Annotated in this window: 18 protein-coding genes; 13 read left to right on the forward strand and 5 right to left on the reverse strand. The window is 43.3% G+C overall.

Going from position 1 to position 24,667, the window contains the following annotated elements:
- Positions 1 to 49 precede the first annotated feature (49 nt).
- The 7 genes from B9A91_RS13610 (at position 50) to B9A91_RS23975 (ending at position 8,927) form a co-directional block, all read left to right on the forward strand.
- Entirely contained in the window at positions 50 to 1,360 is a 1,311-nt protein-coding gene (locus B9A91_RS13610) for an OmpA family protein (protein ID WP_084239369.1), read from the forward strand.
- Between the two features lie 133 nt (positions 1,361 to 1,493).
- Positions 1,494 to 1,967: a MarR family winged helix-turn-helix transcriptional regulator gene (locus B9A91_RS13615; protein WP_084239370.1), complete on the forward strand. Its 474-nt coding sequence runs from the start codon at positions 1,494 to 1,496 to the stop codon at positions 1,965 to 1,967.
- A 50-nt stretch (positions 1,968 to 2,017) separates the two neighbouring features.
- Positions 2,018 to 4,378: a 3-hydroxyacyl-CoA dehydrogenase/enoyl-CoA hydratase family protein gene (locus tag B9A91_RS13620; RefSeq protein WP_200815664.1), complete on the forward strand. Its 2,361-nt coding sequence runs from the start codon at positions 2,018 to 2,020 to the stop codon at positions 4,376 to 4,378.
- Between the two features lie 19 nt (positions 4,379 to 4,397).
- Positions 4,398 to 5,576, forward strand: a complete 1,179-nt coding sequence (locus tag B9A91_RS13625) for an acetyl-CoA C-acyltransferase (protein WP_084239371.1) — start codon at positions 4,398 to 4,400, stop codon at positions 5,574 to 5,576.
- A gap of 38 nt (positions 5,577 to 5,614) precedes the next feature.
- The gene (locus tag B9A91_RS13630) at positions 5,615 to 7,405 is read left to right on the forward strand and encodes an acyl-CoA dehydrogenase family protein (RefSeq protein WP_084239372.1); all 1,791 of its coding nucleotides are present in this window, start codon (positions 5,615 to 5,617) and stop codon (positions 7,403 to 7,405) included.
- 123 nt (positions 7,406 to 7,528) lie between these two features.
- On the forward strand, positions 7,529 to 8,035 hold the full coding sequence (locus tag B9A91_RS13635; protein WP_084239373.1) for an FKBP-type peptidyl-prolyl cis-trans isomerase: 507 nt from the start codon (positions 7,529 to 7,531) through the stop codon (positions 8,033 to 8,035).
- Positions 8,028 to 8,927 carry an FKBP-type peptidyl-prolyl cis-trans isomerase gene (locus B9A91_RS23975; protein WP_144008921.1) on the forward strand — a complete coding sequence of 300 codons (900 nt, stop codon included), beginning with the start codon at positions 8,028 to 8,030 and terminating at the stop codon, positions 8,925 to 8,927. Before B9A91_RS13635 ends, B9A91_RS23975 begins: the two co-directional genes overlap by 8 nt.
- 2 nt (positions 8,928 to 8,929) lie before the next feature.
- Here B9A91_RS23975 and B9A91_RS13645 read toward each other — a convergent pair whose 3' ends face one another.
- Together B9A91_RS13645 and B9A91_RS13650 are read right to left on the reverse strand one after the other, a co-directional pair.
- Complete coding sequence (locus B9A91_RS13645; RefSeq protein WP_084239374.1) at positions 8,930 to 10,234, reverse strand: cryptochrome/photolyase family protein; 1,305 nt, start codon at positions 10,232 to 10,234, stop codon at positions 8,930 to 8,932.
- A 20-nt stretch (positions 10,235 to 10,254) separates the two neighbouring features.
- Positions 10,255 to 11,163 carry a TIGR01777 family oxidoreductase gene (locus B9A91_RS13650; RefSeq protein WP_084239375.1) on the reverse strand — a complete coding sequence of 303 codons (909 nt, stop codon included), beginning with the start codon at positions 11,161 to 11,163 and terminating at the stop codon, positions 10,255 to 10,257.
- Between the two features lie 162 nt (positions 11,164 to 11,325).
- Between B9A91_RS13650 and B9A91_RS13655 the strand changes: the two genes are divergently transcribed.
- The 5 genes from B9A91_RS13655 (at position 11,326) to B9A91_RS13675 (ending at position 18,510) form a co-directional block, all read left to right on the forward strand.
- A complete protein-coding gene (locus tag B9A91_RS13655) occupies positions 11,326 to 12,618 on the forward strand; it encodes a DASH family cryptochrome (RefSeq protein ID WP_084239376.1) in 1,293 nt (430 codons plus the stop codon).
- A gap of 97 nt (positions 12,619 to 12,715) precedes the next feature.
- A complete protein-coding gene (locus B9A91_RS13660) occupies positions 12,716 to 13,594 on the forward strand; it encodes a MerR family transcriptional regulator (protein WP_235012566.1) in 879 nt (292 codons plus the stop codon).
- 65 nt (positions 13,595 to 13,659) lie between these two features.
- Complete coding sequence (locus B9A91_RS13665) at positions 13,660 to 16,455, forward strand: 2-oxoglutarate dehydrogenase E1 component (RefSeq protein ID WP_084239378.1); 2,796 nt, start codon at positions 13,660 to 13,662, stop codon at positions 16,453 to 16,455.
- Positions 16,456 to 16,473: 18 nt separating this feature from the next.
- A complete protein-coding gene (gene odhB / locus B9A91_RS13670) occupies positions 16,474 to 17,703 on the forward strand; it encodes a 2-oxoglutarate dehydrogenase complex dihydrolipoyllysine-residue succinyltransferase (RefSeq protein ID WP_084239379.1) in 1,230 nt (409 codons plus the stop codon).
- A gap of 102 nt (positions 17,704 to 17,805) precedes the next feature.
- The gene (locus B9A91_RS13675) at positions 17,806 to 18,510 is read left to right on the forward strand and encodes a DUF2490 domain-containing protein (RefSeq protein WP_084239380.1); all 705 of its coding nucleotides are present in this window, start codon (positions 17,806 to 17,808) and stop codon (positions 18,508 to 18,510) included.
- Here B9A91_RS13675 and B9A91_RS13680 read toward each other — a convergent pair.
- The gene (locus B9A91_RS13680) at positions 18,507 to 20,168 is read right to left on the reverse strand and encodes a M1 family metallopeptidase (protein WP_084239381.1); all 1,662 of its coding nucleotides are present in this window, start codon (positions 20,166 to 20,168) and stop codon (positions 18,507 to 18,509) included. The two genes, B9A91_RS13675 and B9A91_RS13680, sit on opposite strands and share 4 nt — an antisense overlap.
- A gap of 6 nt (positions 20,169 to 20,174) precedes the next feature.
- Positions 20,175 to 22,052, reverse strand: coding sequence for a CocE/NonD family hydrolase (locus tag B9A91_RS13685; protein WP_084239382.1), 1,878 nt, complete (start codon positions 22,050 to 22,052; stop codon positions 20,175 to 20,177).
- 88 nt (positions 22,053 to 22,140) lie between these two features.
- Here B9A91_RS13685 and lpdA point away from each other — a divergent pair, with 88 nt between their 5' ends.
- Positions 22,141 to 23,544, forward strand: a complete 1,404-nt coding sequence (gene lpdA / locus B9A91_RS13690; protein ID WP_084239711.1) for a dihydrolipoyl dehydrogenase — start codon at positions 22,141 to 22,143, stop codon at positions 23,542 to 23,544.
- 241 nt (positions 23,545 to 23,785) lie between these two features.
- Here the strand turns inward: lpdA and B9A91_RS13695 are convergent, their stop codons facing one another.
- Positions 23,786 to 24,610 (reverse strand): hypothetical protein, encoded by an 825-nt coding sequence (locus B9A91_RS13695; protein ID WP_235012552.1) that lies wholly within the window; start codon positions 24,608 to 24,610, stop codon positions 23,786 to 23,788.
- Positions 24,611 to 24,667 lie beyond the last annotated feature (57 nt).

Genomic DNA, 24,667 nt, shown 5'->3' on the forward strand with positions numbered 1-24,667 from the left:
TAGTTATATTTAGAATTAAATATTCTACTAATTATTTAACCCTCATATTATGAAACAAAAATTATTTAAATGTTTGCCCTTAGCCGCTGCTGCTTTACTGTTTGTGAACACAACACAGGCACAGGAAAAGCTAGATTTGTCAACCTGGTCTATCGGTGTAAATGCTGGTGTTTTAACTCCGGTTTCGCCGTTTGGAGGCAAAAATGATTTCTCGAACTGGAAATCCAGTTTGGGATATGGTTTATACGTTAAAAAACAGATTACTCCGTATTTCTCACTGCGTTTAGATGGGGTGAGAGGAAAACTGAAGGGCGATAATTCTGAGCCTTGGGATGGTGGAAGCACAAACGCCAGTCCGGTTAGCGCTTTTGAAACGGACCTTTCTTACTCCGGTAGTTTAAATGCTGTAGTGAACCTGTTTAACATCAGTATGTTCAACAAAAACAGTGCGGTGCAATTGTACGCATCAGGTGGTGCCGGTTTGGCGGGTTACAAAGTAAAAACTGCTGCGGGTAGCGGCGCACTTGCCGATTATGCAGGTGGTAAAACCATAAAGGAACTGATTATCCCTGTAGGTCTTGGTGCTAAATTTAAGGTGGCTGAAAAGGTTAACCTGGATTTGGGTTGGACGGTAAATTTTGTTGACGGGGACAACCTGGATGGTTACTACCGGGGAGGCAACGACAAATACAACTACGCTTACGCAGGCCTCGAGTTTGCCTTAGGCAGTGGAAAACAGCAGTTGGCATGGCACAATCCAGTTGCTTTAACTTACGATGAAGCGTTGCAGGCAAAACAAACAGCTAATGCACTGAAAAGCGATCTGGATGCACAGAAAGCTGAGAATGCAAAATTGAGGGCTGAGATGAGCGACTTGTTAAAAGACAGCGATGGTGATGGTGTTGCAGATAAACTGGATAAATGTCCGGGCACACCTGCTGGAACTGTAGTAGATGGGTCTGGTTGTCCGTTGAAAGTACCTGCTCCGGTTGAAAAAGTGATCATTACTGAGTCTGATCGTAAAGTAGTTGCTGATGCAATTAAAAACCTGGAATTTGATTTGGGTAAAGCAACGATTCGTTCAAAATCGTATGCTACTTTGAACCGTGTTGCAGAATTGCTGATCCAGAAAAACTTTAGCCTGAAACTTGCCGGTCATACGGACAATACAGGGTCTGCAGCTTTAAATATGAGGTTATCTAAAGACAGGGCAGAATCGGTAAAAGCTTACCTGGTTTCACAAGGTGCCAATGCATCAAGAATTGAAGCTACAGGCTATGGCATGAACCAGCCTATCGCCTCAAATAAGACTGCCGCAGGCCGTCAGCAAAACAGAAGGGTAGAATTTACTTTATTCTAGTATGAATTGGTATTAAGTTTAAAAAGCCTTCCTAAGTGTTTAGGGAGGCTTTTTTTATGTTGGATTATTTTGACAAAACTGTTTGCATTATAGGATATTATTGTATAGCTTTGTTATGCAAGCATAGTATTTAATGAAACAACAGGAAACAATTGATTATTTTTTGAAGGTAGTTTGGCAGAACGTGTCCAATACATACAACCAGATTGCCTCAGGTTTTGGGATAACGCAGGCCATTGGCTACGTACTGATCAATATTGACAAAGAGGGGACTGCTGTTTCACAGCTTGCAGCCCTGCTTGGTGTAAAAGCAACAAGTTTGTCGAGAATGCTAAACAATATGGAAGAACTTGGGTTAATATACCGTGAGGCTTCTGCAGACGATAAGCGTTCGGTTAAAGTCTACCTTACGCCGCTGGGCTACGAGAAAAGGCACATGGCAAAGGGGGTGGTGATTGCTTTCAACGAATATCTAAACAAGAACCTGAGTACTATAGAAAAAAACAACCTGCTGCTGACCTTGCAAAAATTGAACAAACTTACATTGGCATATAAAATTCCTGATGAAACGATTATAAACACACCACCTGCAAATCTGGAGAGATAGTTTATGATAGCTTCATAGCCTTTGAAAAAAAATATATTCTAATGAAAATGATGAACAAAAAGATAAATAAAGTAGCGGTACTGGGCTCAGGTATCATGGGGTCCCGTATTGCATGTCACTTTGCGAATATAGGGGTGGAGGTGCTTTTGCTGGATATTGCCGCGAAAGATGGAGATAAGAACAGCGTTGTGAATGCGGCCCTGCAAACTGCAGTAAAAACAAATCCCTCCCCTGTTTATTCTAAGAAAGTTCTCGCCAAGATTGTGACTGGTAATTTTGAGGATGATATGCCTGGAATCTCGGGTTACGACTGGATCATAGAGGTAGTGGTAGAGAACCTGGACATTAAAAAGAAAGTATTTGACCAGGTAGAGCAATACCGCAAACCCGGAACACTGGTCACTTCAAATACCTCAGGTATCCCTATTCATCTGATGGCAGAAGGAAGGACAGAGGATTTTAAGGCGAACTTTTGCGGGACACACTTTTTTAATCCGCCAAGGTATTTACGTTTACTTGAAATTATACCAACCCCTTACACCAAACCGGAGTTGGTCAACTTTCTGATGTATTATGGCGATAAGTTTTTGGGCAAAACTACGGTTTTATGCAAAGATACTCCGGCATTTATTGCCAACAGGGTAGGCGTTTACTCGATCATGGCATTGCTGCACCTGGTAGAAAAAATGGAACTTACGGTAGAGGAGGTCGACAAATTTACAGGTCCGGCTCTAGGCCGGCCTAAATCGGCCACCTTCCGCACTACCGATGTAGTTGGTCTGGATACCATGATCAAAGTGTCAAAGGGACTTTATGACAATTGTCCTGACGACAAAGCACATGAGTTGTTTAAGCTGCCAGCCTACGTAGAAAAAATGGAGGCCAATAAATGGCTTGGCGATAAGACCGGGCAGGGTTTTTATAAGAAAACAAAATCTGCAGAGGGCAAGACGGAGATCCTGGCACTTAACCTGAAAACGTTGGAATACCGGCCGCAGGAAAAAGTGAAATCTGCTACGCTTGACCTGACAAAGAGCATTGAGAATGTGAGAGACCGCATGAAGGTGTTTGCCAGTGGAAAGGATAAAGCCGCTGAACTGTTCAGGGCTTCTTTTTTCGGTCTTTTTGAATATGTATCAGACAGGATTCCCGAAATATCCAACGAATTGTACAGGATCGATGATGCCATGCGTGCGGGCTTTGCCTGGGATTTAGGACCCTTTGAGGTGTGGGATGCGGTAGGTGTGGCAGAAGCCATTGAGGGTATGAAAAAATACGGGCACGAAGCTGCAGCCTGGGTGCAGGAAATGCTTGCTGCCGGAAATACTTCTTTTTATAAGGTAGAAGATGGCATCAGGAAGTACTACGATATTCCATCCAAAAGCTATAAAGCTGTGCCAGGTACCGAAGAATTTATTATTCTGGATAATTTAAGGTCCAATAAAGTGCTTTGGAAAAATTCAGGCGCTTCTATCATTGATCTGGGCGATGGCATCATCAATGTTGAATTCCATTCGAAAATGAATACGATAGGTGGTGATACTTTACAAGCCATCAATAAAGCCATTGATATGGCCGAAAAGGATTACAGGGGGGTAGTGATTGGTAACGATGGGGCTAATTTCTCGGCCGGGGCCAATGTGGGGATGATTTTTATGATGGCTGTGGAGCAAGAGTGGGAAGAGTTGAACATGGCGGTTCGGATGTTCCAAAATACCTCCATGAGGATCAGGTATTCGTCCATACCTGTTGTAGTTGCACCACATAACTTAACCCTGGGCGGGGGTTGTGAGTTTAGCTTACACGCCGATCATGTGCAGTTGAACGCCGAGACTTATATGGGGCTGGTTGAATTTGGTGTAGGGGTAATCCCTGGCGGGGGCGGAACAAAGGAATTTGCCCTGCGTGCCTCGGATGAATTTAAGGATGATCAGATTGTGCAGGGCGTGTTAAGGGATCGGTTCCTGACTATAGGAATGGCTAAGGTTTCTACCTCTGCGGTCGAAGCATTTGAATTGGGGTACCTGCAGAAAGATAAGTATTCCATTAGTATGAACCGGAGCAGATTGATTGCAGATGCAAAGGCTAAAGCAATTGAACTGGCTGATGCCGGTTATACCAAACCTGTTCAAAGAAAGGACATTAAAGTGCTGGGCAAGCAGGGATTGGGGATTATCTATGCCGGAGCCAATACCATGTACTCGGGGCATTACATTTCGGAACACGACAAGAAAATCTCTGAGAAACTCGGCTGGGTCATGTGTGGCGGGGATTTGTCTTCTCCAACTGAGGTAACTGAGCAATACTTGCTGGACCTCGAAAGGGAAGCGTTTTTGTCGCTTTGCGGGGAAAGGAAGACCCTTGAGCGCATCCAGAGTATAGTCACAAAAGGTAAACCGCTTAGAAATTAAGCATTAAAAAGATATAGAAATGCAGGAAGCATATATTATAGCAGGATATCGTACCGCAGTGGGCAAGGCCCCGCGTGGGGTATTTCGTTTCACAAGGGCCGATGATCTGGCTGCAGATGTGATCAGGCACCTGGTGGCAACTGTGCCGAACCTGAATAAAGAACAGATTGATGATGTGATTGTAGGTAATGCGACCCCGGAAGCAGAGCAGGGGCTAAATATCGCCAGGATGATCTCGCTGATGGGCCTGGATACAGATAAAGTTCCGGGCGTAACGGTAAACCGTTACTGCGCATCTGGCCTGGAGACAATAGCAACGGCTGTGGCGAAGATCAGGAGTGGAATGGCTGATTGTATCATTGCTGGGGGAGTCGAGGTCATGTCGGGCATGCCGTTCGGGGGATGGAAAATTGTTCCTAATGCCGAAGTAGCCAGGGTGAACCCTGATTGGTACTGGGGTATGGGCTTAACTGCAGAAGCTGTGGCTAAAGAATACAATGTAAGCAGGGAAGATCAGGATGTGTTTGCGTATCAATCGCACCAGAAGGCAGTTGATGCCATTAAAAACGGGCATCTGAAAGCAGGGGTATTGCCCATTACGGTAAATGAAAACTATCTGGATGCAGATATGAAGAAGAAAACGCGCAGTTACGTAGTGGACACAGACGAGGGGCCAAGAGCAGATACCTCTATAGAAAAACTGGCTAAGCTGAAACCGGTATTTGCTGCCGATGGATGTATTACCGCTGGTAACTCTTCGCAAACTTCTGACGGGGCAGCTTTTGTACTGGTGGTTTCTGAAAAGAAAATGAAGGAACTGGGGGCAGAGCCCATTGCCAGGCTGGTGAGTTATGGTATTGCAGGTGTACCACCCCGGATTATGGGAATCGGGCCAATTTATGCCATTCCAAGGGCGCTGGAGCAAGCGAGGATGACGCTGGATCAGATAGAATTGATAGAACTGAATGAAGCCTTTGCTTCACAGTCCTTGGCTATTGTAAGAGAGCTGAACCTAAACCCGGAAATTTTGAATGTAAATGGAGGGGCAATTGCTCTTGGACATCCATTGGGCTGTACCGGGGCTAAATTGTCCGTGCAATTATTTAATGAATTGAAAAGAAGAAACCAGAAATACGGCATGGTAACCATGTGTGTGGGTACCGGACAAGGTGCTGCGGGTATTTTTGAAGTGTATTAATTTAAGCAGGATTGACGACTGCATTATAATGGAATAAAATGGAAACTACAGACAAAAAGACTATTAAAGGGGGCGAATTTTTGATTACTGAGACTGCCTTCCAGGATGTATTTATTCCTGAAGAATTTGATGAGGAGCAAAATATGATTGCTCAGACCTGTCGTGATTTTCTGGCGGCAGAGGTGTATCCTAACCTGGACAGAATAGATGCCCAGGAAGAGGGTTTGATGCAGTCGCTGATGGATAAGGCAGGTGAGCTGGGTATTTTAGGCGTATCTATCCCTGAAGAATATGGTGGCTTTGGCAAAAACTTCAACACTTCTATGCTTGTGGCCGATGTAATTGGTGCAGGACATTCTTTTGCCGTTGCCCTATCTGCGCACACTGGTATTGGGACTTTACCTATATTGTACTATGGTACTCCGGAACAGAAAAGCAAATATATTCCTAAGCTAGGCACCGGAGAATGGAAAGCGGCCTATTGCCTGACTGAGCCGAACTCCGGTTCAGATGCCAACTCGGGGAAAACGAAAGCAAAGTTATCGGCAGATGGCAAACATTATGTGATCAACGGTCAGAAAATGTGGATCACTAATGGTGGGTTCGCAGATGTATTTATCGTTTTTGCCAAAATTGATGACGACGCAAACTTAACAGCATTTATTGTTGAACGTGAGTTTGGGGGAATTACGATGAACCCTGAAGAACATAAAATGGGAATTAAGGGTTCTTCTACACGCCAGGTGTTTTTTAATGATTGCCAGGTACCGGTAGAAAACATGTTGTCGGAACGTCAGAATGGATTTAAGATTGCTGTAAATATTCTGAATATCGGCCGTATTAAACTGGCCGCTGCCGCCATAGGCGCATCGAAAGCCGTAATTGACACCGCAGTAAACTATTCAAATGAACGTATCCAGTTTGACCGTCAGATTTCTAAGTACGGGGCAATAAGATACAAGCTGGCCGAAATGGCTACTAAGGTTTATGCGGTGGAGTCGGCAAATTATCGTGCCGGTCAGAATATCGATGATGCCTATGATGCCTTGGTTGCAGGTGGCATGGATGCAGGTAAGGCCAAACTGAAATCAACAGAGCAGTTTGCGGTTGAGTGTGCCATATTGAAAGTATGGGGCTCGGAAGCATTGGATTATGTGGTAGACGAAGGCGTGCAGATTTACGGCGGTATGGGATTCTCTGCTGATGCACCAATGGATAGGGCCTATCGTGATGCAAGGATCAACAGGATATTTGAAGGAACCAATGAGATCAACAGGTTGCTTACCGTAGACATGATGCTGAAGCGTGCGATGAAAGGTGAGCTGGACCTGATGACTCCCGCTACTGCCGTGGCTGCTGAACTAATGTCTATACCTGATTTTGGTGAAGAAGATACCACACTTTTTGCTGCTGAGAAGAAAATCATCAGGAACCTGAAGAAAGCAACACTCATGGTTGCCGGGGCCGCTGTGCAGAAACTGATGATGAGTTTATCCAAAGAGCAGGAAATATTGATGAACATCGCAGATATGGCCAGCTATGTTTATGTTGCAGAATCAGCCATGCTGAGAACTGAAAAACTGGTAAACATGCGTGGAGAGCCGGCTTGTGAAGGACAGCTGAACATGATGCGTATTTATCTGGTGGAAGCAGTCGATGCTGTTCAGAAAGCAGGAAAAGAAGCATTATGGGCTTTTGCAGAGGGCGATGAGCAGCGGATGATGATGGTTGGCCTGAAGCGTTTTACGAAAATGGATGCCTTTAATGTGAAAGAAGCCCGTCAGAAAGTTGCGCAGCAGCTGATAGCCGCCAATAAATATTGCTACTAAGAAACAATTCATAATTAAACTGAGCGCCCATGATTGATTTATGGGCGTTTTTTATTGGGCCTGTAATTGTTAAAATTGGTTAAAAATTGTTCCATGAGCAATAAAAGACTATTTTTGTGAATTATGTTAAAAACCAGTGCTTTGTTGGGAGGTGTTTTTATTGCAGGTATGTTTGCGGCCTGCGAAAAACCAGCACCTTATGATGAAGCAGGGCAGGCGTTGATAGACGATGCGATCATTGTGAAATATATGAAAGACAGCAATGTTGTAGCGACAAAAGACCCCTCTGGTTTGTATTATAACCTGATCAAAACAGGTAAAGATGAAGTTAATCCAACCGATACGGCATGGGCCCTTTATACGGCCAGGATCCTGAAGGACACGATAGATTTTGACAAAAGCTTGGATACCACATTTAAGTTCAATACGCCCGGCTATTTTATGGGATGGAAAAGAGGAGTGGAACTGGCCAAAGTGGGAGGCAAGGTACGGTTGCTGATCCCTTCTACACTGGCTTATCAAAACAGGGCCGTTTCTATAGTAAAAACCATCCCCCCAAATTCAATATTAGATATCACATTAGAAATACTTTCTGTAAATAAAGACCCCAAATCACGAAAAAATGATTAAAAAATTATCATTATATACTTTTGCTTTATTAGGCACTTTAGTTCTTTTCAATTCCTGTAAAAAAGAGTACGAATCTGTTGAAACTCTGGACACGCGTTCGATAAAAGAATATCTTGCTAAAAATAATATTCCGGAAAACATGGATCCTTCAGGTTTTTATTATCAGATTATTAACCCGGGTACAGGTGCTGCAGTAGCCAATACCGATTCTGTGTATTATACTTACGATTTTAAACATGCCGATGGGACCAGCATTACAAAAAACGGGGACTACACTATTCCAGGGACGTTTTTAGGCTATACCGACCGTTTTAGCTTTTTGACCATACCCGCAGTCAGGATTACTTTAGGTAAATTGAAGAAAGGTGGCGCCGCAAGGGTAATTTTACCTTCAAGGATGGCTTTTGGAAAAAACGGCCTAACCGCTTTGGGAGTTGAATCTAACGAGATCATTGTGATTGACCTGACCCTGCCCTTGTTCAATAACCAGGTAGAAGTAGATAATTTCCTGATCAATAAATTCATAACAGCAAATAGCTTGCAGGTTACAACTGATCCTACTCGTGTGCGCTACATCATTTCAGCCGAAGGTACAGGGAAAACTGATCTGAAAGAGACTTCAAAAGTAAATGTAAAATATACAGGAAGGTTTTTAAACGGGACCACATTTGATTCCAGTACGGATGGTGTGACCTTTACGCTGAACGAATTGATACCTGGATGGTATAAAGTGATGCCGGGAAAAATTGGTACGGGTGGTAAAATCAGGCTCATCATACCTTCTGATTTAGGTTATGGGCAATCTTCACAAACTGATGGGATGGGAACGGTTACCATTCCTGGAAATTCCTGCCTGGATTTTGACATAGAGATTGTAAGTATTACAAACTAAAGCTATTCCTGCAGGGCTTCTTTAAATATCCTCAGGGCCCTTTCCCTTGCAAAAGCATGTTCAACAATAGGTTGTACATGCTTTTGTTGTTTGATCTCAGGTACCCAATGGTGGATGTATTTATTGTCAGGGTCGAACTTTTTGGCTTGCAATTCGGGGTTAAAGACCCTGAAATAGGGTGCTGCATCGTTGCCGCATCCGCATGCCCATTGCCAGCCACCCACATTGCTGGCCTGTTCGTAATCAAGCAGTTTTTCTGCAAAGTAAGCTTCGCCCCAGCGCCAGTCTATAAGCAGGTGTTTGGTCAAAAAGCTGGCCGTTACCATGCGTACGCGGTTATGCATGTAGCCGGTTTGATTGAGCTGCCGCATTCCGGCGTCTACCAGTGCATAGCCGGTGTTGCCGTTGCGCCATTTTTCGAAATCAGATTCGTTATTGATCCATTTGATCCTGTCATAAGCAGGTTTGAAAGACTGATAAATAGTATTAGGAAAGTGCCAGAGTATCATCATATAAAATTCCCGCCAGGCCAGTTCTGATAACCATTTTTCGGCCTTTTGGTTCAGTGCGTGTGCCACTGCCTGTCGGATGCTGATGGTGCCAAACCGAAGGTGCAGGCCGATATGTGTTGTTGCATCTTCGGCTGGGAAATCTCGTTTTTGCTCGTATGCTGTCAGCTTACCGCTGAAATTTTTGCCCGGGAATTTCAACTGAGCTTTCTCGAAGCCGAGCGCTGATAGGTTGGGAATAGGGAGTTGCTTCCTTTTCAGTAAATTACCGAGGTACTTATGTACAGGATAGGGTTTGATGTAAAATGGTTTTAGTTGCTGCTGCCATTGCCGAAAATAGGGGCTGAATACCGTATAAGGTTTGCCATCAGCTTTTGTAATTTCGTTTTTCTCAAAAATTACCTGGTCTTTAAATGTTTCAAACCCGATATTTTCTGAACGCAGGTATTCGGCCAGGTTATCGTCACGCTCCCGGGCATAAGGTTCATAATCGTGATTGGCATATATTGCTTTAACCTGGTAGGTGTTTAGTACATCTGCCCATGCCGCTTCTGGTGTTCCATGCTTGATTTCAATCGCCGAATTGTAGTCTTTCAGCTTTTCATTAAGTGCTTCAAGGGTTTGGTGGATGAAGCTGACACGCGCGTCTTGCCTGTTGCAAAGTTTCTTTAGGATGTTTGTATCAAAAATGAAGAGCAGCAATACCGGATAGTTGCCTTTAAGGGCATGATAAAGTGCTGCATTGTCGTCAATTCTTAGGTCTCTGCGTAGCCAGCAGATGCTGATTTCTGTTTTCATGTAGATTTATAGCCTCAAATTCAGGCGCCGTAAATATCGGTTAATGCATCATTAAGTTGGGTATATTTAAACTTAAAATCTGTTTCCAGTATTTTTTCAGCAGATGTATTTGTGCTCAGGAAAACAACATCACTCATTTCTCCAAGTATAAATTTCAGTACTTTTTCCGGTACATTGAATGGCCATACGGGGCGATGCAGTTTTTTGGCAATTGCCCTGGTTAAAGTTTTATTTGTGACTGGAAACGGAGCACAGGCATTGTAGGCCCCGGAAAGTGTATGCTGCGTTAAGGCATAAACCAGCATAGCTACGATATCATCAATATGAATCCATGGAATCCATTGCTTGCCCGAGCCCAGCGCAGCTCCCGCAAAAAAACGTATCGGCTTTTCAAGGGAAGCCAGTACACCTTCTTTGGCTGCAAGGATAACCCCAATTCTTAGTTTGACAATCCTAATGCCTAATTGCTTTCCCTTGTCAACTGCCTGCTCCCAGGCCTGGCAACATTCTGCCATGAAGCCATAGCCCGAAGGGCTTTCTTCAGTAAGGATTTCATCGCCACAGTCTCCATAATAGCCAACAGCAGATGCCGAAATGAAGCTGCTTACCGGGGCTTTGGTCTCTTTTATGGTTTGGTAAAGTAGCTGGGTCGATAATACCCTGCTGTCTATAATTTGCTGCTTACGTTTTGGACTCCACTTTTGTGCGGCAATGTTCTCGCCCGCAAGGTGGATGATGGTGTCTGTGCCAGACATGCATTCCTGGTCAATTTTATGGTGGTAGACGTCCCATAAAAATACTTTCACGCCAGGGATTTTTTTCTGTTTTCTGGATAAAACGGAAACCTCATGACCTGACTTTAATAAGATGCTGATCAGCTTTTTTCCGATCATTCCTGTTGCTCCCGTTATTAAAATATGCTTGCCCATCTACAGGTTTTTAGTATATAACTATTTGTTGCGTTTTATGTTTGGTAAATTATCTTTTTATAGTAAATATTTTGTTCTGCTTATGTAAAGATTATGTCTGGATTCGCTTTAAGATAAAAAATGGCATATTTTTGAAAATTATCTAAAAGTTTAGTTCAGTTAATGAAGAATAAAAAAATATTGGTTTGGTTTAGAAACGACCTTCGCTTGCATGACAATGAAATGCTGATCGAGGCCATTGCTAAATCTGACAGTATTTTACCGGTTTATTTCTTTGATCCACGTTATTTTGAGGCTACAAGATTTGAAACAGCCAAAACAGGTGTATACAGAACTCAGTTTTTGCTGGAGAGTGTAGCGGCTTTGCGGTTGGCCTTTCAGAAACTAGGAGGTGATATTCTTTTGATTCAGGGAAAACCGGAAGATAAGATCAAAGAAATTGTTGAGCAATTTGAAATCACGGAAGTCTATCATCACAGAGAGGTTGGGCCTGAAGAAACTGAAATTTCCGGGCATGTTGAAGATCTTTTATGGACACTCAAACTCAATTTAAAACACTTCATCGGTCATACCCTGTATAATAAGGAGGACCTGCCTTTTCCGATTAAAGATATTCCTAACGTATTTGCGCAGTTTAAAAAGAAAACCGAGCGGGATGCTATAGTTAAAGCTTGTTTCTTGAGTCCGGATAAGATTAACTTTGTGGAAAACGAAGAATGGGGAGGACTGCCCTCGCTGACTGAACTTGGATTGAATGCAATCGAAAAGGAAATTCCCGAAGGGATATCAACAGGTGGAGAAGAAGCAGGCCTGAAGCATTTGAGCGCGTTATTAGCTGAAAATTCAGAAGTTTATCTCAAATCAGGGTCCAGAAATAATCCCGAAAAACAGGCTTTCTCTTCAAAGCTGTCTGCATGGTTGGCCCTGGGCTGCCTTTCGCCCCGGAAAGTTTATTGGAAAGTGAAAGAAGCCGAGAATACATATGGAGCAAATGCTAACTTTAACCAGATTCTGTTGGGCTTGCTATGGCGGGATTATTTCAGGTTTATGTTCAAAAAGCATGGAATAGCTTTCTTTAAAGAAGATGAACCCGAAAAAGATGCCTTGATTGTTACCGCAGTTATTAATCCAGCTCTTGAAAAATGGAAGGCAGGCAATACAGGGCATCCGATTGTAGACAAATATATGTATGAGTTGAATGCTACTGGTTTTATTCCTCATATTGGCCGTTTGCTGGTGGCAACCTATTTAATCTATGTTTTGAAATTACACTGGGCAAGTGGTGCAGCTTATTTTGAAGAGAAATTGGTTGATTATGCGCCGGCCAGTAATTGGGGTAATTGGGCCAATGTTGCAGGTATAGGTATCGATGCCAAATCTAAAAATACATTTGATCTGGATAAACAATTGAGAATTCTTGATACCGCCATTTCCGATAGCCCCTCCTTCGCCTGATCTGCGGCATTGTCTTTCATGTTTGCCCTGCTTTGATAAATGTTAAACAAAAGTTGTATTTTAAACAAAGTTGTTTAACATTTGTTGTTTGATTAATGTGAAGAAATATTCCATCAGTGATATAGAACGTCTTATAGGTGTAAAGGCCCATACCATCAGGGCCTGGGAGGTGAGGTATAACCTTGTGCCACCCAAGCGCACGGCAACTAATATCCGCTATTACGACGACGAAGACCTGAAAATGCTGCTTAATATTGTCGCATTAAATGAAAACGGGTATAAAATCAGCCGGATTGCGAAACTTAGCAAGGAACAGATCGCAGACCTGGTTAAACAGCTGAATACCGAGTGGGGAAATGAAACGGTACAGTTATTGAACCTTTCGAATGCTGCATTAAGGTACGATGAAAATGATTTTTCAAACATCCTGACCGGATGTATTGAAGAAATGGGCCTGATCAAGACAATGGATGTGGTTTTGTTCCCTTTTATGAAAAGGGTTGGGATGCTGTGGCAAAGTGGCACAATAGACCCTTCTCAAGAACATTTTGCTTCCAATCTCATCAGGGACCGGATTATTGTAGAGATCGATAAAATAGAAAAACCTGAAAAAAAGGACGCATTACGTTTTATCCTTTTCCTGCCGGAAGCTGAAATGCATGAAACAGGATTGCTTTTTGCACGTTACCTGTTAAAAAGGTGCGGGCATGAGACACTCTACCTGGGGTCTGAGATTCCTTATCTTGATATTCAGAAATTAATTAAATCTTACAAGCCAGATTATACATTTATTGTTTTGACCTCTTTAAATCTGGGTAAAGACATTAATAAAATTATCGGTAGGGTAATGGACCATGTAGATGTTCCGCTGCTTGTTGCAGGGAGCCTGATCTCTGAATTCGACATTCTTGTAAAGGATAAACTTATACCTTTAAAAAATGTTTGTGACATGGTCGATTTTCTTGAAGAATTATAAAGAAGTTTGCCTGTTTTTTAAGGTAAAATCCTAATTTTGCATCACTTATAGCATATTTACATATAATGGATAATTTATCTTATCTCAATGGCGCGAACGCCGAATACATAGAGTCCTTATACCAATCCTACAGGCAAGATCCGAATTCAGTAGAATTTGGCTGGCAGAAATTTTTTGAAGGCTTTGACTTTGGCAGAGATTCTTCAGGAACTTCTGTAAGTGCTGAAGCCCCTGAACACTTTTTGAAAGAAATTAATGTGTTAAACATGATCAATGGCTATCGCCAGAGAGGTCATTTGTTTACCCACACCAATCCTGTAAGGGAACGGCGCCAGCATTTACCTACGCTGGATCTGGAAAATTTTGGCTTAGCACAAGCTGATCTGGATACTGTTTTCAACGCAAGCATTGAACTCGGTATCGGAGCCGCAAAATTAAGTGATATCATTGCTTTTTTAAAGCAAACTTATTGTCGTTCAATAGGTGTTGAATATAAATACCTGCGCACCCCGGAAGTGCTTTCCTGGTTGGAGCAAAAAATGGAAGGTGTTCGTAACACGGCAAGTTTCTCTATTGAAGAAAAGAAAAGGATCCTTAAAAAATTAAATGAAGCCGTTAGCTTCGAGAACTTTTTAGGAACCAAGTTTCTTGGACAGAAAAGGTTCTCGCTGGAAGGTGCAGAAGCGCTGATTCCGGCACTTGACTCAGTAATTGAAAAAGGGGCAGAACTGGGAATCGAGGAATTTGTGATTGGCATGGCCCACAGGGGACGCCTGAACGTGCTGGCCAATATTATGCAAAAAGCGTATAAAGATATTTTTGCAGAGTTTGAAGGTAAAAGCTATAGTGCAGATTCTCCGTTTGGTGGTGATGTTAAATACCACCTGGGCTACTCTACGGATGTAACCACAAATGATGGCAAAAGTGTACACCTGAGTTTATGCCCTAATCCATCCCACCTGGAAACGGTTGATGGCGTGGTTGAGGGAATGACGAGGTCTAAAATAGATTTTAAATATGGTGGCGACAACGCCCGTATTGCTCCGATACTGATCCATGGAGATGCTTCCGTTGCCGGGCAGGGAATTGTTTACGAAGTGATTCAGATGGCCGGACTGGACGGTTACAAAACCGGTGGTACCATTCACCTGATCATCAACAACCAGATTGGTTTTACGACCAATTTTAAGGATGCGCGTACAAGTACGTATTGTACCGATATTGCTAAGGTAACCCTGTCACCGGTATTTCACGTAAACGGTGACGATGTGGAAGCTTTGGTTTATGCCATTAACCTGGCGATGGAATATCGTCAGAAATACAGAAATGATGTGTTCATAGATATTCTATGCTACCGCAGGTTTGGACATAACGAGTCGGATGAGCCGAAATTTACGCAACCACTACTTTATAAGGCCATAGAAAAGCATGCCAACTCGAGAGATATTTATATAGATCAGCTGGTAAAGGAAGGGTCTATAGAAGCGAGTGCCGCAAAAGAAATGGAAAAAGAATTCCGTGGTCTTTTGCAGGAGCGCTTGAATGAAGCAAAAGCAATTACTTCTACTTATCAGGACGTGAAATTTGGTGGTGCATGGTCTGACATGCGTATTGCTACACCTAAGGACTTTGAAAGCTCTCCGGTAACCGCTGTTAAGGAAAGTACATTGCTGGAGATTGCAAAGCGGATCAGTACTTTACCTGAGAATAAGAAATTCTTCAAGAAAATTGAAAAACTTTTCGAGGAACGCAGTAAAATGGCCAATACCACGCATGTATTCGACTGGGCCATGGGCGAGCAACTGGCTTATGGCACTTTGCTGGCTGAAGGTAAAAGGGTAAGGTTAAGCGGACAGGATGTGGAACGGGGTACGTTTTCACACCGCCATGCAGTGATTACGCTGGAAGACTCAGAAGAAGAATACATCCCATTGGCGCATATTTCTGATCAGCAGGCGCCATTTGACATTTACAATTCACACTTGTCTGAGTATGGTGTGCTGGGCTTTGAGTATGGTTATGCCATGGCCAACCCCAATGCTTTAACCATTTGGGAAGCCCAGTTTGGTGACTTCTTTAATGGCGCACAGATTGTAGTAGATCAGTATATTGCAAGCGCTGAAACAAAATGGCAGCGTGAGAATGGTCTGGTAATGTTGTTACCTCATGGTTATGAGGGGCAGGGACCTGAGCATTCCTCAGCAAGGATTGAACGCTTTATGGAATTGTGTGCAGATTATAACATGCAGGTAACCAACTGCACTACACCGGCAAACTTTTTCCATGCTTTGCGCAGGCAATTTAAACGCGATTTTAGGAAACCTCTGGTAGTATTCTCACCTAAAAGCCTGTTGCGCCATCCATTATGTGTTTCGCCACTGGCAGACTTTACTGAAGGTAAATTCCAGGAAGTTATCAATGACCCGAATGTGAAAGCAGCGGATGTAACCCGGGTATTGTTCTGCAGCGGTAAGATTTACTACGAGTTACTGGAAAAACAGCAAAAGGATAAAATTAAAGATGTTGCTATCGTGCGTGTAGAGCAGTTGTACCCTACACCTGTTGCACAAATGGAAGCGGTTTATAAAAAATATAAAAACGCTAATGAGTCGGTATGGGTACAGGAAGAACCAGAGAATATGGGCGCATGGCCATATTTGCTGCGCAAATTGAGAAAGACTATTTTTAGCAATATTGAATTGATTTCCAGAAAGGAGAGCAGCAGTACTGCCACGGGATATGCTAAGCAACATGCAGATCAGCAGGCTTATATCCTGGCAAAGGCTTTTGAGATGCCGGTTACTGAAGTAGAGAAGAAGATCGCTAAAAAATCAGTAAGTAAAGTATTTAATGTAGATTAGAAAAATAATACATCAGTTATGAGTATAGAAATAAAAGTTCCGCCGGTTGGCGAGTCGATAACAGAAGTTGTTTTATCCCGTTGGGTGAAAAATGATGGTGATGCAGTTGAAATGGATGAAGTGATTGCTGAGTTGGAGTCTGATAAAGCAACTTTCGAATTAACTGCAGAACAAGCCGGAACTTTAAGAACGGTAGCTAGCGAAGGGGATACCCTTGCCATAGGTGCTGTAGTTTGTAAAATTGAAGATGGGGGTGCTGCACCTGCAAAACCTAAAGAAGAAGCTGCCCCTGCTGCCGAAAAGCCTGTTGCCGATAAAGCTGCTGCACCGGTTGCTGAGAAATCTGGTGAAAGCTATGCTACAGGTACGCCATCGCCTTCTGCAGGTAAAATACTGGCAGAAAAAGGGGTTGATCCTGCTGCTGTTAAAGGAACAGGGGTAGATGGAAGGATCACTAAAGAAGATGCCTTGAATGCACAGAAAGCTGCACAGCCTGTTGCGAAAGCTGAGGCACCAAAGGCAGCAGCAGCTGCCCCGGTTGCTGGTTCAAGAAACGAACGTCGTGAAAAGATGTCGCCGCTGCGTAAAACAGTAGCTAAACGTTTAGTGAGCGTAAAAAATGAAACGGCCATGCTGACTACCTTTAACGAGGTGAACATGAAGCCAATTATGGACCTGCGTGGAAAATATAAAGATCAGTTTAAAGAAAAATACGGTGTTGGCCTTGGGTTCATGAGCTTTTTTACTAAAGCGGTATGCGAAGCATTGAAAGATTTCCCTGCTGTAAACGCACGCATTGAAGGTGAAGAACTGGTATATAATGAGTTTGCGGACATTTCTATTGCGGTTTCTGCACCTAAAGGGCTTGTTGTTCCAATCATCAGGAATGCAGAAAGCATGAGCCTTGCGCAGATTGAAAAAACAGTAATTGAACTCGCTACTAAAGCGCGCGATAGCAAACTGACCATTGAAGAGATGACAGGTGGTACATTTACCATTACCAATGGTGGTGTTTTTGGTTCGATGATGTCGACCCCGATTATCAATGCCCCTCAGTCGGCCATTTTAGGCATGCACAATATTATTGAGCGTCCGGTTGCTGAGAAAGGTGAAGTGGTAATCCGTCCGATGATGTACGTGGCTTTGTCTTACGATCACCGCATCATTGATGGCAGGGAATCTGTAGGCTTCCTGGTTAGGGTTAAGCAATTGCTGGAAGACCCAGCCAGATTACTTTTAGGCATATAATATTTTGTAAAATATTGAATAGAAAAGGGCACTGAAAATATTCAGTGCCCTTTTTGTTGCGATTGTTTTCTATTTTAGCGGCTTTACCCGATACAGATTTTTATGAAACTTTTTATCAGTACCCTCTTCCTTGCTTGTTTCCTGACATTGAATGCTTTTTCACAAACCCGCCAACAGCATTCTGGCTGGCTGTTTATCCTGAACAGTACTAAATTTAATGACAAATGGGGGGCACACCTTGATGTTCAACTCCGGTCGGAAGACAACTGGGACGGGCTAAGGAACTTTTTATTCAGACCTGGTGTCACCTATTACATAGATAAAAACAGTAATGCGACGCTGGGGTACTTGCTGGCCAATACTTATTTAAGTTTAGACGGACTTAAGGACAATACCCTAACCGAACACCGCATATGGGAACAGTACATCCTGACCCATAAAATTAAAACCTTAAACATACAGCACAGGTTCCGGTTGGAGCAGCGTTTCATGGAAACCAATCAGGCTGATGTTTTTGCTCAGCGTTTGAGGTATTTCTTCAGATTCGTATTGCCTATTGGTCAGAAACAGGAAACTTTTACAAAAGGCCCCTTTGTTGCCTTGCAGAATGAACTGTTCTTTAATGTTCAAAATAAATCAAAGTTAAACAATCACTTTTTTGACCAGAACAGGGCGTATGGCGCATTGGGTTACCGCTTTTCCAAAAGCTTTGACCTGGAAGCAGGTTACATGAACCAGGCCACAAAAGGAACCACCAATAACACCATGAACAACATAGTGCAGCTGGCCGTTTATACCAGGTTTTAATTTACAGGCTTTAAGCCGATGTAAAAATTAGGGTCTGCCTGAAAAGATTTATTGGTTATCTGTGGATCCACAGTGGTTGTTTTCCATGCCTCAGAAGGGTAAATGTAACTGAAAACCCCAGGCTTTAATGAAACTTTGACTGGCATGTCAAAGTCTTTTACACTGGCCAGCCAACGGTACTTAAGCAGCCCCCCGCTAATCTGGTATTCAAGTACCGGGATGTCTTTGGACCGCAGGTACTGATCGAATATTTTGCTCAGTTTCAATCCGCTTTGCGCAGTTATATAATCTTCTACCTGTTTTGTGGTTACAGTTTTGTGGTAAAACGTTTTGTTAAGACCGCGAAGAATATTCCTGAACTTCTTGTCATTGTTAATCAGTTGCCGGATCAGGTGCAGCATGTTGGCGCCTTTGTAGTACATATCCCCTGAGCCTTCACTGTTCACATCGTAATGACCAATGATGGGCCTGTCGTTTTTGACATTTGCCCGGATGCCTTTTACATAGGCTGTAGCAGCTTCTTTGCCATACCTGCTTTCTGTAAACAGCGCTTCAGAATAGTTGGTGAAACTTTCATGCACCCACATGTCGGCAATGTCTTTTGTGGTGATGTTGTTGCCAAACCATTCGTGACCGCTTTCGTGAATGGTAATGAAATCAAATTTCAGTCCCCAGCCAGAATCTGAGAGGTCGTTGCCCTGGTAACCTTTTCTAAAACCATTGCCATAGGCAATTGCACTTTGGTGCTCCATACCCAGATGGGGCGCCTGAACAATTTTATAGCCATCTTCATAGAACGGATATGGGCCGAACCAATGTTCAAAAGACTGAAGCATGGGTTTTATATCTGCATCCCAATGCGGCCGGGCTTTGGTGCTGTCTTCCTGCAGTGACCAGAAGTCGAGCGATAGGTTGCCTTTTTCGCCTTTGTATTCTGCTGTCCAGTGTGCATATCTTCCAATATATAAAGTTACATTGTAATTGTTAATGGGATTGGCTACAAACCAGTTGTACTGTGTATAGTTGCCGGGCTGCTGAACAATACTCCTTAGCCGCCCGTTAGACACCTCTTGCAAACCTTTTGGAACACTGATGCTGATGAGCATGCTGTCTACCTCATCACTCTGGTGGTCTTTGTTGGGCCACCATGAGCTTGCTCCAAAGCCCTGACAGGCCACAGAAACCCATGGGTTTCCTGATTTGTCTTTGCTGAAAATAAAGCCCCCGTCCCATGGCGGTCTTTTTGCAATGACAGGCTTCCCGGAATAATACACTGTGAAGCTTGCTTTTGCGCCCTTACTGATGGTTTTAGGAAAAGTTACAAAGACTGCATTAAACTCTCTTTTGAATTTCAGTTCCTGATTGTTGTAGACCACTTTTTCTACTTTCAGGTTGCTAAAGAGGTCGAATTGCAATTGACTGAAGTTTTGAGTAGCCGTAAATTGAAACTCATTGCTGCCGCTGATGGATTTATTGTTGATGTCGACCTTTATATCCAGGTGATAGTATTTCAGGTCATAACAGCTGCGCAGCGGGGTTAACTTTCCTCTTAATGTATCGGCCCGTGAGTATTGCTGGGGTCCGTCCATCAGCTGTGCTGAAGCTGTGCCGGTTATGAAAAGCAGAAGGGCAATGGCAGTATACAGGAAGGTTTTCATTTGAGCTTATGGTTTTAATACGGTAACGGTTATGGCCGAGGAATTGTGTACATCATGAAAAATCCGGTGCGTGGCTTTTTGGAAGTCACCCGGTTCCGCTTCATAAATGTTCATAAACTGCTGTGGATTGCGGTCGGCCAGCGGAAACCATGAGTTTTGTACCTGTACCATGATCCGGTGGCCTTTTTTGAAGGTGTGGGCAACATCTGGGAGAGTGTAGTTCACTTTTGTTATTTCACCTGGAACCATTGCCTCAGGTTTTTCAAAGCTGTTCCGGTATTTGCCCCGCATGATCTCTGCCCGCACCAGCATCTGGTAACCGCCCATCACCAGGTTTTTCGGATTTGGATTCGGATTGGCTTCATCTTCAGGATACACATCTATGAGTTTTACCACGTAGTCTGCATCGGTACCTGTAGTAGAAACCACGAGTTTGGCCAATACCGGGCCGGTAAGTGTAATGTCAGTTGTGAGCGGTTTGGTCTTAAAAACCCGTACATCCGGTCTGCGCGAGGCGAAACGCTGATCATCGATCATGTACTCTCTCGATCTGCCTGTCATCACCCCGTCCTGTGAAGGTACCGGAGCGTTGGGGTCACTCACATATTCATCCCAGCTATCGGTTCGTTGCACCTTTTCAAAACTAAGCCCCCCGTTTGGTTGGAAATACAATGTTTTTTCCTCTGTTTCCTTCGGCGGCCAGGTATTAAAGCCTTTCCACTGGTTGCTTCCTGTAATAAAGATGTTGGCTTCCGCAGGTTTAAAGTTGCCTTCGTTTTTGAGGTGATATTTAAAAAAAGGGAGTTCAAAATTTTCCTGATACCAGCTGCTGGTCGGTTGCCCGAAGTCAATGTCTCCGAAGCTGCTGCCATTTCCCCTTACCCAGCCGCCATGAAACCAGGGGCCTGCAACCAGGATGTTATTGGCTCCGGGGTTTTGTTTTTCAATAGATTTATAGGTTGCAAAAGTACCGTAGGCATCTTCGGCATCAAAGAAACCGCCTACTATCATTACTGCGGGCCTTATTCCTGTTAAATGCGGTTCGATGTTTCTTGCTTTCCAGAAAGTATCCAGGTTAGGGTGGGCAAACAAGTTGTTCCAGAATTTGATGCTGTCTGCAAAATATTTCTCTTTCAGGTTTTTAACAGAACCCTCTTCGAGATAAAACCGATATAGATCCTGGGTAGGAAATTTAAATCTTTTGGGCCCTTTGTCGGGTGTAATGGGGCTTGGTCTTGGTGCCCCAAACGTGCTCATAAAAGGAAATGCATCCGCAAGAAACAGGGTGCCGTTGTGGTGAAAATCATCACCAATGTACCAGTCGGTAACCGGGGCTTGCGGTGAAACAGCTTTTAAGGCGGGATGGGCACCCGGCAGGGATGTTGTCGCATAAAACCCAGGATAGGAAATTCCATAGATACCCACCTTCCCGTTATTGTTCCCGATATTTTTGATCAGCCAGTCTATGGTATCATAGGTGTCAGAACTTTCATCAATGTCTTTTTTGCTCTTTTTACGGGCAACATGCGGTCTGATGTCTTCAAAGTCCCCCTCGCTCATCCATTTTCCCCTTACGTCCTGGTACACGAAAATAAAGCCTTCCCTCATTTCAGCAGGGAAATTGCCCAGGCTGGTTTTGTATTTGTCTTTGCCGTAGGGCGAAACGGTATAAGGTGTTCGGTTGAGCAGAATAGGATATTTTTTTGTTTTGTCTTTAGGAACATAAATCGAAGTGAAGAGCCTGATACCATCGCGCATAGGGATCAGCTGCTCCAGCTTGGTATAATGCTGCCTTACATATGCAGAATCTGTTTGCTGTGCATAGCCCGAAAGGTCATTAAAAAGAAAGAAAAATGCAACAACCAGAAATTTTAAAGAAGTCATAGTCAGCGTTTGTTTAAAGCATAAATATATGGAATTGCATACTGAATACGGGATAGGTTTATTAACTTTACGCAAAAAAATCCTTAATATGCAATACGATGTAGTTGTAATTGGCTCGGGCCCGGGCGGTTATGTTGGAGCAATCAGATGTGCCCAATTAGGCTTAAAAACGGCAGTTATAGAAAAGTATAAAACTTTTGGTGGTACCTGTTTAAATGTAGGTTGTATTCCTTCAAAAGCACTGTTAGATTCTTCAGAGCATTTTCATAACGCAGCTCATACGTTTCAGACACATGGCATCAATTTGAAAGATCTGAAGGTTGATATGCCGCAGATGATCGCACGTAAAAATGATGTGGTAGCTCAAAATACAGCAGGCATACAATATCTTTTCAAAAAAAATAAGATAGATGCATTTGAGGGGGTAGGCTCTTTTGTTGACAAGAACACGATTAAAATTACCAAAGATGGTAAATCGGAAACCATAACAGCAAAAAATGTAATCATTGCTTCAGGTTCCAAGCCTACTGCACTGCCTTTTTTGCCAATTGACAAAAAAAGGATCATTACTTCTACGGAGGCTTTGAACATTACTGAGGTGCCAAAACAAATGATTGTGATTGGTGGCGGGGTAATCGGTCTGGAGCTGGGGTCTGTTTACGCACGTCTGGGCACTAAAGTTTCTGTCATTGAATTTATGCCTTCTATTATCGGAACTATGGATGCCGGCCTGGGGAAAGAGTTACAGCGTGTTTTGAAAAAATCGCTTGGCATGGAGTTCTTTATGGGGCATAAAGTTACCGGAGCAACGGTTAAAGGTAAAAAGGTTACGGTAACTGCCAATAATGCAAAAGGCGAGGAAGTTAAATTTGAAGCCGATTATTGTATTGTTGCAGTAGGACGTACTGCTTATACAGATGGGCTGGGATTGGAAAACATTGGCATTAAAACCGAAGAAAGAGGCAATAAAATCCCTGTGAACGACCATCTGGAAACCTCCGTTCCTGGTGTTTATGCAATTGGTGATGTAATTAAAGGTGCCATGCTGGCGCATAAAGCCGAAGATGAAGGCGTATATGTTGCAGAAAGAATAGCGGGGCAAAAGCCGCACATTAATTATAACCTTATCCCTGGTGTGGTTTATACCTGGCCGGAAGTCGCTTCAGTGGGCTATACCGAGGAGCAGCTGAAAGAAAACGGTGTTCAATATAAAGCAGGATCGTTTCCTTTTAAAGCCAGTGGCAGGGCTAAGGCAAGTATGGATACCGATGGATTTGTAAAGGTATTGGCAGATGCAAAGACTGATGAGATATTAGGCGTGCATATGATTGGCCCACGCGCTGCAGATATGATTGCTGAAGCTGTGGTAGCGATGGAATTCCGTGCTTCGGCAGAAGATATTGCCAGGATATGCCATGCGCACCCTACTTATACGGAGGCCATGAAAGAAGCAGCTATGGCAGCTACTGAAAACAGGGCCATACACATTTAACAAGAATTATTTGTTTGAAAAAGGGAGGTTTAATTAAAGCCTCCCTTTTTTATGCGCTTAGCTAATATTTTATGAAGTAAAAATAGGGGTATTGGCATGGGGCTGATTTGAAGTGTTGAGCCCTTATCTTCACCCTTTGTTCGGAGATTGGTGTGCCCTTGCCCTCAAAAAGTACCTTTTTCCGAAGCAAAGGCAGAGCCAGCGGATAACCAGGGCAGTTGCAGCCCCCTCGCAGTCCCCTTTATGGCCCTTCTTTGCTGGCCTTTTGTTTTAACTGTGGATAGGCTTGATACAAAACCTTGATGGCAATTTCGATCAGCCTCAGGTTTTCATCGTAATGTCCATGCTGTACTTCCACATTGATGTATGGGATTTTGTTGAGCATTGCATAGATGGATAAAGAGCCATCGTCTGGCGCATTTGCAGATTGTAAAACCACATTCACGTTTTCTTTTTTGAGCCCATTGAATAATTTAAGATCAGTAACAAAAACCAGATCGTCGGGGTCCATCCCAAAATTAATATACACAGAATCTGCACTTGTTTCCAGCTCATAACCTTTCAGATAGGATGCAATGCCGAAATCTCCATCCGTATTGTTGTGCAGGGTAAAGATGTAGCCCTGTTTTTCAGGATCATAAAGCTGCAATATGGTTTTTGCGCCACGTTCCAGGTGCTTTACCACATCGTCGTCTACAAGCCCATACTTTTCAATCCCTATTGGAAGGCCTTTTTTGGTATAAATGCTGTTGGGGTCTGTCTGGAACCTTTCTCCCTGGTTCGACAGCCTGAAATTTCTGATGCCGCCGTATTGGCAGTCGATCAGTGTTCCTCCGCTAAACCTGATGTATTCAAATGCTGCTTTTACACCGGTGTCCTCATCATCATGTATAGCCAGAAACTGAATTCCGGGCGTGCGGTAGGTATATCTGACCAGATTTACGGTCAGGTCGTTCATCGCAATCCTGGTGGTGTCTGAAACAATCCCTTCAAATACAGGAGGGTGTTGGGCCTGTGCCGGAAATAAAAGACAAAGCAATATAATTAAGGTGTTGTATTTCAGCATGCTGTAATTATACAGCTTTGGATTGAAAATTGTTTGGTCGGGAAAACAAAAAGAGGA

Source organism: Pedobacter africanus (genome assembly GCF_900176535.1).
GTDB lineage: Bacteria > Bacteroidota > Bacteroidia > Sphingobacteriales > Sphingobacteriaceae > Pedobacter > Pedobacter africanus.